We start from the raw sequence: 14,805 nt of genomic DNA on the forward strand, positions 1-14,805 counted from the left end.
TCGTCTGTAGTAAGATGAGTATAGGTCATTTGTCTTCACTCCTTATAATTCTTTGGACGGAACTATTTTGAGTGTAGCACAAATGACTTATTTAGTTGTCTAGCTTAATTTTACTATCGGCGAAAAGATAAAAAAATACACATTTAACCCTCACGGAAAAAATGTGTATCGAAATAACATATTCAGTTTTTATTCTTATGAGTTGATGTATTTTCAACATAGCAATGCCTCCACAAGACATTGCCTAAGCCAATTAACTATGTCACTACAATCAAAAAAACAACAACAAGAAGTGTTAAGTTCCTTATCGTTGGCTCTGCGTCTTAGCGTCTGGCTCTTTTATGATTGTTCTCTTTAATTTCTTTTATTGATTATATTTTCTTATTTACATTCAGAAAGCATAATCTAAGATATTTATTTTGCAATCACACTTTTCTTTGCCAGTGATATAAATTAAACCTCTTTCTCATTACGATAAAGAAATTTACTTCCAATCGCTATAATGAAAGTGGCAAAAAAAGTTATCATGATTGGGATGTATACTGTATCTTGAAAGACTTCAAATCCTATACCATAGATTATTTGTCCAATTAGTGAAGCACATTGAATAATCATCAAAAGAATTGACATTACTTTTGCCAAATGTTGAGTCGGTGTAATCTTTTGGACTTTACTAATTGAAAAAATGGAAACTATTGATAAACATGCAGAAAGTGGAACAGCACATAAAACAAAAAGTAAAAATGCTGGGATATTTCCAATTTTTAATAGCATAGGGGTTGTTGATAAAGTGATTGGTATTAGAAGAATGGCAATAGCCAAAATCCATAAATAGAAGTTTTTAACTTTCAATTTTTTTAGGACTGCTCCAATCATTAATGCGCCTAAAATTGTTGCAAATTGAATAGCACCAATGCCAACACCATACAACTCTGTTGATAAGTTCATTGTTACTCGTAGTATGTATGGAATACCCACAACGAATAGAGGTGCAAGTACAAGATTCAACCCTACACTAATCAATAATGTTTTTCTAACAAAACTATCGGATAGGGTGTAATGCACTCCTTCTTTTAAATCATTTGTAAGTACACGGAAGATACTTCCAGAGTATGTCGATTTGTTCTTTGGTACTAAAATTCGACTTTCTAATATTGCAGTTAAGAAGAATACAACTGTTGTAATAATTAAAATGTTGTCCATTCCAATAATGCTATATAGAAGCCCACCTAAGATTGGTGCAACAATACCAGAGATTGACTGTACACCTTGTAGTATTCCATTGGCAGATTCTAATTTATCTTGTGAAGCTAAACTAGGGATAATTGCTGTTACAACAGGAGTATCCATTGAACCTACAAATCCAAATAAAATCATTGCTATGGTTATTACAATTAATGAGGTCTGATTAAACAAAAATGCTATGAGTAACAATAGACTAAATAATCCATTCGCTGTATCTAAGCCAACCATAATTGTTTTCCGATTGAATCTATCTGCTACTGCACCTGCAATAGGCGAAAGCAATACTGGTAAACTTGATACAGCAAATAACGTTGCAAAGATATCAGCACGTCCTGTAATATCTAATACATATAGTGATAAGGCAAAGCGAAGTAATGATGTTCCAAAAACAGAAACAGCTTGACCAATTACCAACTTAATAAAATTGAATGTAGTTTGATACATTCTAGTTTGTTCAATTTCCATGATACACTCCTTATAATATTTTTATTTTGGGGTTTGAACCTGTGTTTCTTAACTCGTGACACAGAGATTTATTTTGACAAGAACTAATCATCAATTAACAATGTAGCTTTATAAAAATAAAGAGCCAGTAACATAGAATTATTCATTCCAAGTTACTGGCTCCGCGTCTTAGCGTCTGGCTCTTTTATAATTGTTATTTCTAAGTCATTTACACTTATTAGACTTTCTTGTTTACACTTAGGGCAATACAGAGGAAAGTTTTTGAGTTCAGTATCTGACCGTATTTTGTTTCGTGTTTTATTCTTACATATCGGACATAATATCCAATTTACATCTTCCATATGATTTCTCCTAATTTTCAATCTATATTCATTAATCTTTATAAAACCTAATTCTTTCTTTACTTGATGGGATTTGGTTATATACTTTTTTCCATACACCATTTTGATATACTTCATACTCTCCAAATCGACAAAGAATGCCATTTGAACCTTTTATATTATCGCTATCCATAAGCTGAAAATGGAGATGTGGAGATGTAGAATTTCCAGAGTGTCCAACATTACCTAAATAAGTACCTTTTTTAATTTTTTCATTCATGGAAATATTAATAGAATTTGTTTGCAGATGTACAAAAGCCATGTAGACACCATTTGAACATTTCATGATAATATAGTTTCCAGCGATTACACTATAATCGTCTTTGTTTTCGTTAAAGGTAAGAGTTTTTCTTAAAGCAAGAATAGATTCTCTTAACCAATGAACATGTTTTCTTTCCGAAATACCATCTACGATTGCCACGATCTCTCCATCACACGGAGCATAGATTTTTTCCCCCCAGCAATAGAATTTTTTTAAAGGTATACCAAGTAGTAGGAATCTTAAGAAACTAGCATCATAATCTTTGTTCTTATTCTTCCGATCAACTTGTAAAAAATCAAATGCATATCTTAACCCCATTCTATTAGTTCCATGACTAGGGACTTTTTTTGCTGGTGTGGTTGGAGCATTCCATTCTCCCCTTAAAGGAAAGTCTATTGTTACTGGTTCGTTATTGAATATTTTAATCATCTCTAAGATACCTCATTAGAAACATAGAAAATTTTTCGTAGTTCATCAAAGTACCCATCAAGTGTTGAAATAATCTGTTCATTATTCGGGCTTGGAGCTTCTTTACTTTTAATATCTTCTAAAATTTGATTGGTAAATCCTACATTAGACCAAAGAATAAATTGCTTACATTTTTCGATATCTAAATCTTTACGAAATTTAGATATATCCATATCATCAAAAAGTTGAAAACATTCAGACACTTTTCTTTCGTTACCACTATTTTGAATTCTTTTATTTATTTCATTAGAACTTGTTTCAACAGTTAATTTATCAAAATCAAGAATCCACGGATATTGTTTGATTAACTCTAATTGAAGTAAGTAAGACTGTCTTAATCTCTTAAAAAGGTCTTTCTCTTTCAAATTGATTTTTAAATAATATTCCTTTTCTAAAACCTCTTCAAAATAGTCATAAATAAACAAAAATAGTTCTTGCTTACTTCCGACATAATGGAACATTAATGCCTTAGAGATTCCTGCTTCTTTTGCTATAACATTTGTTGAAGCTTCATCATAACCCTTTGCTGTGAACTCTTTTAAAGCAGAGTTTAGTATCACAATTTTTCTTTTTTCATCTAGTTTAGAAATATTCATGCTATCACACCTTTCTAAAGATTTCCGATATTGATGTCTATACTGCTAATTTTTTTAGATTGAAATAATCTAAATAACAAAAAACAACTCCGATTGCACACACAATTAATCCGATTACGCCCAACGTAGCAATTAAAAATTGACTAGATGAGTTAGCAGATGAGGCAAATTCAAATACATTGAACATCGTTAAAGATACACTATTTGTTGTTATTAGAATTGCGATAATAAAAGCGATAATAATAACTAATGAGGTCATAATTAGCTTAAGTCCTCTTTTATTGATTTCTTTATTATCTTTATTCTGAAATAAAGTTACCAGTGCAAAAACGATAAATGCTAATTGAACAGGCTCTCCGATTCCAATCATATTTGTTAAATATGGAATACAGACTAAAGTTCCAAGGATTGCTGTAATAAGAAACATAGTTCTAGTTGTACTATAATTATTTTTCATAATTTCTCCTTTCATTATTTTTTTGACCTACTAGATCAATATCATAATATCGCTTTTTACCTAATAGGTCAATGTAGAAAAGATTAATCTTTTATAATTTTCCAGTTTTCATTTTTCTGTAAGGTTAACTCAAATTGAGAAAGCTATGTAACTTTAGTTTCTTTATCAAGGTATTTCACTGTTACAATGGCTGTCACTTGATTGGCAGCTTGTGTGTAAACAGGTGGTCCTATGTCAAGAATTAGGACAAGTTAAAATGAGAACACCTTATGCTTTTAGCTAATGAGTCGACATTTCCTTTTCTCGGCTTGTTCATGCACCGTTTCAAATTCATTTGGGGACAGATAATTGCAATGGCTGTGGATTCGAACTGTATTGTAGAATGTTTCAATGTATTCAAAAATCATATGGTAGGCATGAGTGAAATTTTTGAGAGTAAAACGATTTAACCATTTGTTTCCATTACAGGGTAGTAGAGGATAGTTGATTCCAGATGGAGCAAGTGCCTTGCCTAGTTTCTAGGGTGTTAGGTACCACTATAGACCATTAAAAACCAGTAGAGAATATCATACATAGGGAACTCCTAAGGTTTAGTTGCAGGTTCGATTCCTGCAGGGGACGTTATGAAAATAAGAAAGTTGAGAATCTTTATTTGAGATTCTCAGCTTTTTCTTATATTACAGGTTTCTTGTATTTTAAGTTAGATGGATTGATAAAAGATACTTTCTCATCTTTTTTAGACTATGCAAAAAAAAGAAACACTTGTCTTTATTGTTTTCTCATGCTTCGAAGAGTTTTTAACACTTTTTTCAGAAAAGGAGTATAATATGATTTCGGAAGGTTTAATTAAATCTTCTGTAAATTGTGATTAGGCAAAAGGAGAATAGAAACCTCATGACAAAGGAATTTAAAGAGCGAATTATCAAGCTGAAAAATCAGTATCCTGAGTTGTCTCTTGAAGAAAAAAAAGAACAAAAAAAGTTATTAAAAAAGCGGAACAAGATTGCCTATCATCGATGTGAAATGATGAGACATGAAATTCTGCGTCTTGAAGCTAAAAGAAGTCAGCTGCTGCTTGAAGGAAATGAAGAGCAGGTAGCAGAAATTGAAGATAAAATTTTAGAGAAAAAAGGTCAGTGGCTGAAAATCTTTTATACTAAATTAGAAAAAGTTTAGGAGGTGACCGGATGGAATTTGTTACCCTTATTATCATGTTTGCTTTTGCAGTAACTTTTTCTAATATTATCAGTCGAGTACTGCCGATTATTCCGACTCCCTTTATTCAGATTTTTGTCGGTATTTTAATTGGTCTGACTGAGCAGGGCCGCTCCATCACATTTGAACCAGAATTATTTTTGATTATGATTATTGCTCCGCTGTTATTTCGTGAGGGTGAAAAGATGAATGTTCGTACCTTTTTAAAAAACAGTGGACCTATTCTATTTTTGGCTTTTGGCGGAGTTGTATTAACGTTACTTGCTGTAGGTGGTGTATTTTATATATTATTACCAACAATCCCTTTGGCCGCTTGTTTTGCACTTGGTGCAGCATTAGGACCAACTGATGCAGTAGCTGTTAAATCTTTGGCAGGAAATCTAAAATTTTCAGAAAAGTCAACCAGCATCCTGGAAGGTGAGGGCTTGCTGAATGATGCTTCTGGTGTAACGGCTTTCCAGTTTGCACTTGGTGCACTAATTACAGGGAGTTTTTCTTTACTGGAAGCATCTGAAACATTGCTCTTCTCTAGTCTATTTGGTGCTCTGATTGGTTTTCTTTTAGTATGGATGAAAAATAAAGTGGTAGAATTAATTGAACGAGCTTCTGCAAAAGATGTGACAGGTTACTTGCTTTTAGAATTACTGCTGCCGTTTTTGGCTTATCTGCTAGCGGAAGAATTTCATGCATCAGGCATTATTGCTGCTGTAGTAGCCGGTGTGATGCAGTCTTCAGGATTTCGTAAGGTTAGTTTGTTTGAAGCGAAGCTTTCCAATGTTTCTGATACAACATGGTCTACAATTGAATTTACTTTGAATGCATTAGTTTTCCTTTTTTTGGGAATAGAAGTGTCTCAGGTATTTTCTCCTATCTGGAACAGCGTGACCTACTCAAATCCCTACCTTCTTCTGATTGTGGTGATAATCTCCATATTACTCTTTCTTGTCCGTTTTATTTATATCGTTGCTTTTTATCTTTATAAAGAAGGGTATTCTACTGTAAAAAGTCATTTTCACGATCTTCTTGTTCTGACTTTTGGCGGAGTGAAAGGAACCGTCAGTTTGGCAACAATTTTCATCCTTCCTCTATCAATAAATGGAGAGACTTTTGAAGATCGGTCATTGCTATTGTTTATCACTGCCTGTGTTATTTTGACTACACTATTAGTTGGAATGGTGGTTCTGCCTATTCTGGCTGAAGATGAAGAAGTGGAGACGGCAGATGGAAGCTTTATTGCTATTTTAGAGGAAGTAAAAAGCACGCTGATGAGTGAAGTGGAAGGGAAGTCGGAAGATAACCGTCTTCGTCTGGCTGCTGAGGTCGTGATTGAAAATTATCAGGATCGTATTGGAGAAAGTTATACTAACACATTGACCAGTGATGAGCGCAGCGAGTCGCAGGAACTTCAGGCACTGATGCTTTCTGTTGAACGAGACAGCTTAGATAATTATTATCGGCAAGGAAAAATTACAATAAATGGTTATCGTTTTTATTCCCGGTTTATCGATAATTTTGATAAATCAATTACCAGACAGATTCTTTCTTTTGCCAGTTTTTGGCTGGCTTTTGTTAAACGTCTGTTACGGGTTCTTTTACACCCAAAACTTTTTATGTCACGTCATCAAAAGGGAGCAACCTTATTGAGCCAGACGGATATTGCAGAAGTAAAAGCTCTGTTTTTAAAAAATTCAGAGTTACTTCTGGAAAGCTTAGAAAACCTGCAGGATGTCTATGATGAAAGCTTGATTGACTTTTATGCAGCCAAGCGAAAACGATTGCTGATACGCTTGGAGCAGGGAACGTTGATTCCTTCTATGTTGATCCAGCAGGAAGCAGAATATGCCAGAGAGATGCTTCGAGGGTATTACTTGGAGCGTAAGATTATCGATGAATACGAGGTTTCCAATAAAATAACTTCATGGACAGCCAACGATTATCGCCAAAGAGTGAATTTGCTGGAGTCCTACTCTATCAATAATTTGACCGAACAACTGCCGTTAACATTTGTTCTCAGAAAGCGTCGACAAATAAAAAATGAAGTAAAAGAAAGAATGTAGATAAATTGTAATCATTTGAATTGCTGAACGAAAGAGTTATTTTTTCAGGAGTATATTGGTAAGCATTACAAAAAGACGGGACTGTGACATAAGTATGTCTGAGTCCCCTAAAATTGAATAAATGGTGTTCCAGTCTTTGTATGATCTGAGCTTCGAAGAAGCGTAGGAGCAAGTTCATACATGCCCCTCAGACATGCTGTGCATCTTCATCTATCTGAGTTGAGGTCATATCATTCCAAACCTTAACTCTTTCATTTCTTTCCCAAAAAAAGACTATACCTCAAGAGTCCAACAGGAATTTCATTTTCTGATAGTATATAGCCCAGTTGTCTCTGTATTTTCTTTTCGAATTCTTATTCCGGTAAGTGTTCATCAAGTGTAAACCAAAAGGACATATCTGATCGTTGTCATTATTAACCACTCTATGCCAGTCTTTTTATTTTTATTATAGCAGGACCTGAGTATGAAGAATTCATTTTTGATGAAGCAAACGTCTTTATTCAATGTCTTCAACTAACTGATTTATTTCCAGTTGTTTAGTCAATAGACTTAGAGATTTTTTATAATGTGTGCTGAAGGGTTCATTGAAATAATAGGCTCTTCTTTGATGATTTTCCTGTGATTATTTTTATAAGACCCAAATTATTTATTGCTGAAACTCCTTGTAATTTTCTGATGCTCGTTTGTATTGTATATAAGCGAAATTTATTAAGAACTGTCATTGTCATTTAAAATAACCAGTTCTGTAAGCAACAGTGTTCTATCGTTCCAAAATAAGCTCTGAAGATTTGTCAGTAGCTAGCAAATCTTCAGAGCTTTAATAAAAGATTTATTTCAGATGAAACAGATAAACTATGCCCAGTTTCCATTGCGGAAAACAGGGACAACTGAGCCATCTTTTCGGATACCGTCAATATTCATCTGTGCTGAACCAACCATAAAATCAACGTGCGTCTGACTGCGGTTTAACCCGGCTTTAATCAGTTCTTCTTCACTCATTTCAGTTCCGCCCTTAATACTGAATGCATAGGCAGAGCCTAAAGCCAAATGGTTAGAGGCATTTTCGTCAAACAACGTATTGTAAAAAGTGATGCCGGATTGAGAGATTGGAGAGGGATCAGGAACTAGAGCGACTTCACCTAAACGTTTAGCGCCGTCATCTGTCTGCAATAATTTGGCCAGAGTTTCCTCCCCTTTTTCAGCTGAAAAATCAATGATTTTTCCTTTTTCAAATGTAAATTTCATTCCGGAAATTGTTGTACCTGCGTAGCTTAATGGTTTAGTACTGGAAATATAACCATCTACTCTGTGACAGTCAGGAGCAGTAAAGACTTCCTCAGTTGGCATGTTGGCCATAAATTTTTCTCCACGGACATTGTAGCTTCCGGCACCTTCCCACAGATGATTTTCAGGCAGACCGATTGTTAAATCTGTTCCAGGGGCAGTATAGTGTAAGAAATCAAATTGTTCTTGGTTCAGCTCTTCTGCTTTTGAGGCCAAAAGGGCATCATGCTTTTCCCAGGCTGCAATAGGATTCTCTTCATAAACTCGGGTTGTTTTGAAAATCTCATTCCAAAGAGCATCAACTTGTTCCTCTTCAGTTTTCAGTTCAGGGAAGACTTTAGCTGCCCATTCTTTACTGGAGGCTGCTACGACAGACCAACTGATTTTATTTGCCTGCGTTGTTTTTCTTAATTTCATCATCGCTTTTCCAGTTGCGTTTTGAAATAGTGCAACACGTTCAGAATCAACACCTGCCATAGCATCAGGGTTAGAGGAAACGACACTGATTCGGCTTGCACCTCTTTCGATCCATTCGTCCATTTGCATAGTTTTATAAGTAGAAACATTTTCAAGATATTTTTGATCTGCATTCATGAGGAATTCTTTTTGAACAACATCATCTGTCCATTGAACAATTACTTCACCAGCACCTAATTTATAAGCTTCTTCAGTAATTAATCGGGCTAAAGGTGCCTGATCTACATTAATTTGCACTACAATTGTTTGTCCGGGCAGTACATTCACTCCTGTTTCTACAATCAGCCGGGCATATTTTTTTAATAAAACATCAAAATTTGGTAACGTCATAAAACATCCTCCTAAAGTTTATATCATAAACGTAAATATCATAACATGGATAAAAAGCAAACTCAATTATATTAGGAAGTGATGAAATAAGGCTGATTTAACCGTCTATTAAGAACCATAACAAGCTAGTATTAGTATTTTGCAGAAATCTCTAATCGTGTTACAATAATACTAGATATCATATGGAAGATTTTTGAGGGTGTAGGTAAGGTAGAGAGGATTGAGAATATGGCAAGAAAGAAAACAATTACTAAAGACCAAATACTGAATGCTGCATATGATGTAGTAGCTACTGAAGGATTCTCTAAGCTTACTGCAAGGAATATTGCAGCAAAAATGAAATGCTCAACACAACCTATTTATTTAGAATTTGAAAATATGGACGATCTAAAAGAGGCACTGTTTGACAAGATTCACAGCTATCTTTCAACTGAGGTATTTCCTGAAAAGCATACTGGTAATACAATTATTGATCTGGCATTAAACTATATTCATTTTGCAAAAAAGGAAAGTAAATTGTATCGCGCGCTATATTTAGAAGAATATGGCGGGGGACAGCGTATGCAGGAATTTTCTTATAACTATTTTTCCAGTGCGGTTAAAAAGGACCCTAAATATACAGAATTGACTGATAAGCAGATAAATTCACTACACATGGGAACTTGGATTGTAGCGACTGGGGTTGCGTCACTAATGACTTCCGGGATTATTCATCCGACAGATGAACAGATTGAAGAACTTATGAAAGAAAGTGTTGAAACCACACTTGAACGTAATGTTTTTATAGACATCAGCTAAAATTGAATCGAACGAAATGAAAAGAGAGCAGCCGTATTTTCGGAAACTCTCTTTTTTATCTATTTGTTTATTTAGCTTATTGAAGACTGACTTAAGAAGCAGCTTCTACAAGTTTTTTTGCGAATACTTCCAGATTTTGAATATCTTCTTCTTCCGCAGCAAGATCAACTTTTACGCTGTCAGCACCTTTTACAGCACCGATTTTAGAAAAAACAGCTTCAAAATCATCTACAGATTTACAAAATTCCTCATAGAATGTATCGCCGGAACCGCAGACACCAAAAATCTTGCCATTCAGATTAATTTCCTGCAGCTCTTCATAAAAATCTACGATTTCATCCGGAAGCTCTCCATCACCATAAGTATATGTAGCAACGACGCAGATATCTGCATCCTTAAAATCTTCTGCATCTACTTGAGTGCATTCGTCAATTTCAACTTCAACAGTTAAGTTTTCAAATGCTTCTGCAACGATATCAGCTATTTCTTCAGTATTACCGGTCATACTGGCATAAACAATTTTAGCTAAGGTCATCTATTTCCCTCCTTTGAAATAATACAAATTTGATTATAACAGAAATTTGCTTAAGATGTAAATTACTTAAACGGCAGATGCTTTTTTACTTAAACATTGTTGTAAAGTAAGGTCTGTTGGAACTGGATAATTCAAAAAAAGAACCGCCGTTCTTATCTTTTTTAGTAAGAACGACGATTGATAGTTATTATTGAATAACAGAATCTGTTACTGGCTCTATAGTTGATTCGTCTGTAGATATTTCTGTTTCAACTGTTGTAGAAAGAGTCGTTGAAGTGGTATCAGCTGTTTCTTCAGTAGAAGAGGTGCTGCTTGCAGAAATACTTTCTTTGGTAGATTTATATTGTTCTTCATCATAATTTAAAATATTTTTTGTGTAAAATTCAGATTTTTGTGTAAGCTGCTCTCTAAATAAATCAAGAGGATAAATTTCCAAGAGTGTTTTTTGATTAGAGAACAAATTGGTTCCCAGACCTAATTTATTTCCATGAATGGTTACATTCAAACTAGCAAGAGTTGTTGGGAATATATCCATAGTAGTAAATTTTCTGTTTTTTGATTCAGTCGGTAAGACAGGAGAGTTTATAAACAGATTAAAAACAGTTCGTTCATAATCTTTAGGAAAATCTTCTACAAAATCCTGATCCATGGTCAAATGATCACCTGTCACAACAATGGTTGTATTCTCATAAAATGGCTGTTCTTTGCACCATGCGATGAATCCTGCAATCTGGTAACTGCTGTAAGCAATGACATTTGCATATTGACTATCATATTTTTCCGGTTTGTTTGGAGACATCAATCCATTAGGGAAATGAGTGTCTGCTGTTAACATAGTCAGATTAAAAGGTTCCCCTTTGTTGTATAAAGCAGTGGCTTCATTTTTAGCATATTCGAATAGTTTTTCATCTTCAAACCCCCACCAGGCATAGTAATCCTCTGGAATCAGTCCCAGTTCCCTTGCTTTTAAAAGATCTAAAATGTCATAGCCGCCATGCTGATTCAAATAGGTTCTTCTGCCTCCAAAGCTTGCATCGGATCCCATAATGAAGGTCTGATTGTAGCCTTCTTTTTCCAAAATTTCAGATATGGATGTAACGCCGGGAAGAAACTGTGTACTGCCGGTACTGTATGTATCCTTATCGCCAAAGCCATTTACATCGGCTGTAGGAGCTTTTAATGGTGTACCGGATGTCTGTGCCACAATGGCTGCTGCAGTATACTCCGTACCTGGTACTTGATAAGCACCGCCGATTTTGTCGCTGTCAGAAAAGTTAATCGCACCTGTATCTGTTAAATCAGTCAATTCCTGTAACAAATTATAGGGTTGTGTTCCGCCCAGCTTTTCACTAGTATAGCTTCCTTCAAGAGATTCTACAAAGATATAAATCAGATTGCGCTTTTCTTCCGGGAAGTCAATTTCCACTGTTTTAGGATCAACATATTCTTTCTCAAAAAGAGTTGATTTTCCAAAATACAGTTTCACCTGCGCGAAACCTACATTATTAATACTTAAGAGAACAGCCCCGGATAATACTATAAAGATAGATAGAGGCATCAATGCCTTTTTCCATAATGCTTTCTTTTGCCGACGAGTCTTTTTAGATGATGTAAATAAAGAATAGTGTGAGAAAAATACAGTCCCTCTAATAAAAAAATAAGTTAAAACCAGAGAAATAATCAGAGGTTTGTCAATAAATGTAATCACCTGATCTGTGTTTGTTCCGCCTAATGTCTGCATGCTGTAAAGCAGCTGATCAATGCTGACGGGTCCGAACGTACGAATCAGCCAGCTGCTGCTTGTATACAGCAAAAGAGAAGTCAGCAATATGATAGAATAAAATCCCAAAAGAATTTTAGCAGGTATGGTCAGGACGGCATTCTTTTTTTCTTTAACTGAAATGTTGACAGCTGCTTTATCTGACTGGATATAAGCAACAGCCAGTGCTATAATAACGGCGATAAATAAGTTAATCAAAAAATAGAAAGAATGACTTGTGGTATTGACAGCTTCAAGCGAGCGATTAAAAATACTTGTATAGATTAGCAGAGAGCTGCACCAGACGATAAATGAAAGATCCAATGTCTGCAAAAAACATTTCAGACCGCTTTTTTTGTCAAACAACAGCTTTCCAAAAAGCAAGTTAAAAATGTATATTAATATGAAAGCTATAGATAATGTTAATAAAATATTCAACGAAATTCTCCTCCCAATCTATAGAATAATATCATAAAATCACTGTCATTCAAAGTGTTCGTTTCTTCTTTTAATCCTATTTTAAAACTTTTTTAGTTCTTGTTTTTTGACAATTAATCAGTTTTGTAATTGAATAAATTCTCTTATTCGACAATTTTATGCTAAACTAACAGATGATAAAGATTAATTTGCAGGAGTGGAGTACAGGAATGATTACACTAAAATCAGCTAGAGAAATTGAAATGATGGATGAATCTGGAGAATTACTGGCGGATGTTCACAGACATTTGAGAACGTTTATTAAGCCAGGTATTTCCAGTTGGGATATTGAAGTATTTGTAAAAAATTTTATTGAAGGTCATGGAGGAGTAGCAGCACAAATCGGATATGAAGGCTATAAATATGCCACTTGCTGCAGCATTAATGATGAAATCTGTCATGGCTTTCCAAGAAAAAAAGTGTTGAAGGACGGGGACTTAATCAAAGTAGATATGTGTATTGACTTAAAGGGGGCCATGTCTGATTCTTGTTGGGCTTATGTTGTGGGAGAATCTACGCCGGAAATTGATCATTTGATGAACGTAACCAAAAAAGCACTTTATATTGGGATTGAGCAGGCGCAGGCAGGGAATAGAATTGGCGATATTGGTCATGCTATTCAAACCTATGTAGAAGGGGAGGGGCTATCAGTCGTTCGCGATTTTGTGGGACATGGAATTGGTCCGACAATTCATGAAAGTCCTTCTGTTCCTCACTATGGAGAAGCAGGAAAAGGTCTGCGTTTAAAAGAAGGTATGGTTATAACGATTGAGCCTATGGTAAATACTGGCACTTGGCGAATGAAAATGGACCCTAATGGCTGGACAGCCTACACTCAGGACGGCGGACTAAGCTGCCAATTTGAGCATACGCTGGCTATTACTAAAGAAGGACCGAAAATTTTAACTTCTCAAGGTGAAGAACTTACTTATTAAGCCTTGAATGAAGCGGAGCATTTTTTTTTGCTGTATAAAATTATAAAGTGTTAAAATGGGGAGAGAAATCAGTATGCTGGATAAATTGAAAAATAATGAGAATCTTAATCGATTTATTCAAACTACACAGGAGCGAATAGTCAACTCAGAGATGGGCAATACCTCTGTCGTTGTTGCGTATTATTTGCTTCTGTCATTGTTTCCTCTTTTAATTGCTGTAGGAAATTTACTGCCGTATCTTCAAATTAATCCAAACAGTGTATTGCCCTATATTTCAGAGTTTATCCCAGAAACAATATTTAATGATCTTAAGCCGGCAATCAAGTCTCTTTTGACTCAAAGCTCCGGGGGACTTTTATCAGTTTCAGCACTTGCCACTTTGTGGAGTGCAAGTCAGAGTATTAATGCCCTGCAGGTTGCTATGAATAAGGCGTTCGGTGTAGAACAGCGGAAAAATTTTATTTTGGTTCGACTGGTTTCGTTGTTTGTTATTGCTCTTCTCATGGTTGCATTGGTTGGGGTGGTGCTGATCTTAGGTCTTGGGCAGAATATTTTGGATTACATAGAGCCGATTATTCATATTCCGGCTGATTTTCTAAATACCTTTCAGACGCTGAAGTGGCCGGTTACAGGATTTGGTTTGTTTCTAACGATGAGCCTTCTTTATTTTGCTGTACCAAATGTCAAATTGAAAAGCCGTTCAGTTTTTCCCGGCGCAATTTTTGCAACAATCGGCTGGCTGCTGTTGTCTCAGGTATTTGGTGTATATATTACGTATTTCAGCTCCCGAGTATCAGGGTATCAGATTATCGGAAGTTTCATCGTTCTGATGCTGTGGCTCAATTTTGCCTCAACAATTATTGTATTGGGAGGTATTATTAATGCGGTGGTTGAAGACTACCTCTCTGAAGGTCAAATAGAAAGCCGTGAAGGAATGATCCGCCAGCTGATCATTTTTATAAAAACTAAAGTTGCCAAATAAATCCTGATTTAACTTTTGATTCCCTGTAATTTTTATTTTAGTAGATTGCAGAAAGAGCAGGGGCGTTATCGAACTTGTAAATC

The 14,805-nt window shown here is 35.2% G+C and carries 14 protein-coding genes; 5 read left to right on the plus strand and 9 right to left on the minus strand.

The annotated features are described in order from the left end of the window. Positions 1-453: 453 nt before the first annotated feature. From LI951_RS14045 to LI951_RS15445, 6 genes are all read right to left on the minus strand, one after another. A complete protein-coding gene (locus LI951_RS14045; RefSeq protein WP_202068979.1) occupies positions 454-1,710 on the minus strand; it encodes an MFS transporter in 1,257 nt (418 codons plus the stop codon). Between the two features lie 152 nt (positions 1,711-1,862). Next, positions 1,863-2,051 carry a cysteine-rich KTR domain-containing protein gene (locus LI951_RS14050; protein WP_202068977.1) on the minus strand — a complete coding sequence of 63 codons (189 nt, stop codon included), beginning with the start codon at positions 2,049-2,051 and terminating at the stop codon, positions 1,863-1,865. A gap of 31 nt (positions 2,052-2,082) precedes the next feature. Beyond that, on the minus strand, positions 2,083-2,781 hold the full coding sequence (locus LI951_RS14055) for a M23 family metallopeptidase (protein ID WP_229442637.1): 699 nt from the start codon (positions 2,779-2,781) through the stop codon (positions 2,083-2,085). Positions 2,782-2,783: 2 nt separating this feature from the next. After that, complete coding sequence (locus LI951_RS14060) at positions 2,784-3,416, minus strand: TetR/AcrR family transcriptional regulator (protein ID WP_229442639.1); 633 nt, start codon at positions 3,414-3,416, stop codon at positions 2,784-2,786. A 37-nt stretch (positions 3,417-3,453) separates the two neighbouring features. Next, positions 3,454-3,888 (minus strand): hypothetical protein, encoded by a 435-nt coding sequence (locus LI951_RS14065; RefSeq protein WP_229442642.1) that lies wholly within the window; start codon positions 3,886-3,888, stop codon positions 3,454-3,456. A gap of 260 nt (positions 3,889-4,148) precedes the next feature. Next, on the minus strand, positions 4,149-4,361 hold the full coding sequence (locus LI951_RS15445) for an IS3 family transposase (protein ID WP_420705943.1): 213 nt from the start codon (positions 4,359-4,361) through the stop codon (positions 4,149-4,151). Between the two features lie 406 nt (positions 4,362-4,767). Here LI951_RS15445 and LI951_RS14075 point away from each other — a divergent pair, with 406 nt between their 5' ends. Together LI951_RS14075 and LI951_RS14080 are read left to right on the plus strand one after the other, a co-directional pair. Further along, positions 4,768-5,049, plus strand: coding sequence for a hypothetical protein (locus LI951_RS14075; RefSeq protein WP_202068970.1), 282 nt, complete (start codon positions 4,768-4,770; stop codon positions 5,047-5,049). 11 nt (positions 5,050-5,060) lie between these two features. After that, positions 5,061-7,145, plus strand: a complete 2,085-nt coding sequence (locus LI951_RS14080; RefSeq protein ID WP_229442644.1) for a cation:proton antiporter — start codon at positions 5,061-5,063, stop codon at positions 7,143-7,145. A gap of 852 nt (positions 7,146-7,997) precedes the next feature. On the opposite strand, the gene LI951_RS14085 is transcribed toward LI951_RS14080, so the two are convergent. Beyond that, the gene (locus LI951_RS14085; protein WP_229442646.1) at positions 7,998-9,236 is read right to left on the minus strand and encodes an aminopeptidase; all 1,239 of its coding nucleotides are present in this window, start codon (positions 9,234-9,236) and stop codon (positions 7,998-8,000) included. A gap of 228 nt (positions 9,237-9,464) precedes the next feature. Here LI951_RS14085 and LI951_RS14090 point away from each other — a divergent pair, with 228 nt between their 5' ends. Further along, complete coding sequence (locus LI951_RS14090) at positions 9,465-10,034, plus strand: TetR/AcrR family transcriptional regulator (RefSeq protein WP_229442648.1); 570 nt, start codon at positions 9,465-9,467, stop codon at positions 10,032-10,034. Positions 10,035-10,125: 91 nt separating this feature from the next. Here the strand turns inward: LI951_RS14090 and LI951_RS14095 are convergent, their stop codons facing one another. Next, on the minus strand, positions 10,126-10,569 hold the full coding sequence (locus LI951_RS14095) for a flavodoxin (RefSeq protein WP_229442650.1): 444 nt from the start codon (positions 10,567-10,569) through the stop codon (positions 10,126-10,128). A 187-nt stretch (positions 10,570-10,756) separates the two neighbouring features. Next, complete coding sequence (locus LI951_RS14100; RefSeq protein ID WP_229442652.1) at positions 10,757-12,766, minus strand: LTA synthase family protein; 2,010 nt, start codon at positions 12,764-12,766, stop codon at positions 10,757-10,759. Positions 12,767-12,975: 209 nt separating this feature from the next. On the opposite strand from LI951_RS14100, the gene map reads away from it, so the two are divergent. Further along, positions 12,976-13,740, plus strand: coding sequence for a type I methionyl aminopeptidase (map, locus tag LI951_RS14105; RefSeq protein ID WP_202068959.1), 765 nt, complete (start codon positions 12,976-12,978; stop codon positions 13,738-13,740). 67 nt (positions 13,741-13,807) lie between these two features. Next, positions 13,808-14,722, plus strand: coding sequence for a YihY/virulence factor BrkB family protein (locus tag LI951_RS14110; RefSeq protein WP_202068981.1), 915 nt, complete (start codon positions 13,808-13,810; stop codon positions 14,720-14,722). Positions 14,723-14,805 lie beyond the last annotated feature (83 nt).

It is taken from the genome of Enterococcus sp. BWT-B8, assembly GCF_020567625.1.
GTDB lineage: Bacteria > Bacillota > Bacilli > Lactobacillales > Enterococcaceae > Enterococcus_L.

What these genes read in the sequence shown, in the direction of transcription:
- LI951_RS14045 (WP_202068979.1), bottom strand. Translation starts at nt 1,710, where the DNA reads ATGGAAATTGAACAAACTAGAATGTATCAAACTACATTCAATTTTATT.
- LI951_RS14050 (WP_202068977.1), bottom strand. Translation starts at nt 2,051, where the DNA reads ATGGAAGATGTAAATTGGATATTATGTCCGATATGTAAGAATAAAACA.
- LI951_RS14055 (WP_229442637.1), bottom strand. Translation starts at nt 2,781, where the DNA reads ATGATTAAAATATTCAATAACGAACCAGTAACAATAGACTTTCCTTTA.
- LI951_RS14060 (WP_229442639.1), bottom strand. Translation starts at nt 3,416, where the DNA reads ATGAATATTTCTAAACTAGATGAAAAAAGAAAAATTGTGATACTAAAC.
- LI951_RS14065 (WP_229442642.1), bottom strand. Translation starts at nt 3,888, where the DNA reads ATGAAAGGAGAAATTATGAAAAATAATTATAGTACAACTAGAACTATG.
- LI951_RS14075 (WP_202068970.1), top strand. Translation starts at nt 4,768, where the DNA reads ATGACAAAGGAATTTAAAGAGCGAATTATCAAGCTGAAAAATCAGTAT.
- LI951_RS14080 (WP_229442644.1), top strand. Translation starts at nt 5,061, where the DNA reads ATGGAATTTGTTACCCTTATTATCATGTTTGCTTTTGCAGTAACTTTT.
- LI951_RS14085 (WP_229442646.1), bottom strand. Translation starts at nt 9,236, where the DNA reads ATGACGTTACCAAATTTTGATGTTTTATTAAAAAAATATGCCCGGCTG.
- LI951_RS14090 (WP_229442648.1), top strand. Translation starts at nt 9,465, where the DNA reads ATGGCAAGAAAGAAAACAATTACTAAAGACCAAATACTGAATGCTGCA.
- LI951_RS14095 (WP_229442650.1), bottom strand. Translation starts at nt 10,569, where the DNA reads ATGACCTTAGCTAAAATTGTTTATGCCAGTATGACCGGTAATACTGAA.
- map (WP_202068959.1), top strand. Translation starts at nt 12,976, where the DNA reads ATGATTACACTAAAATCAGCTAGAGAAATTGAAATGATGGATGAATCT.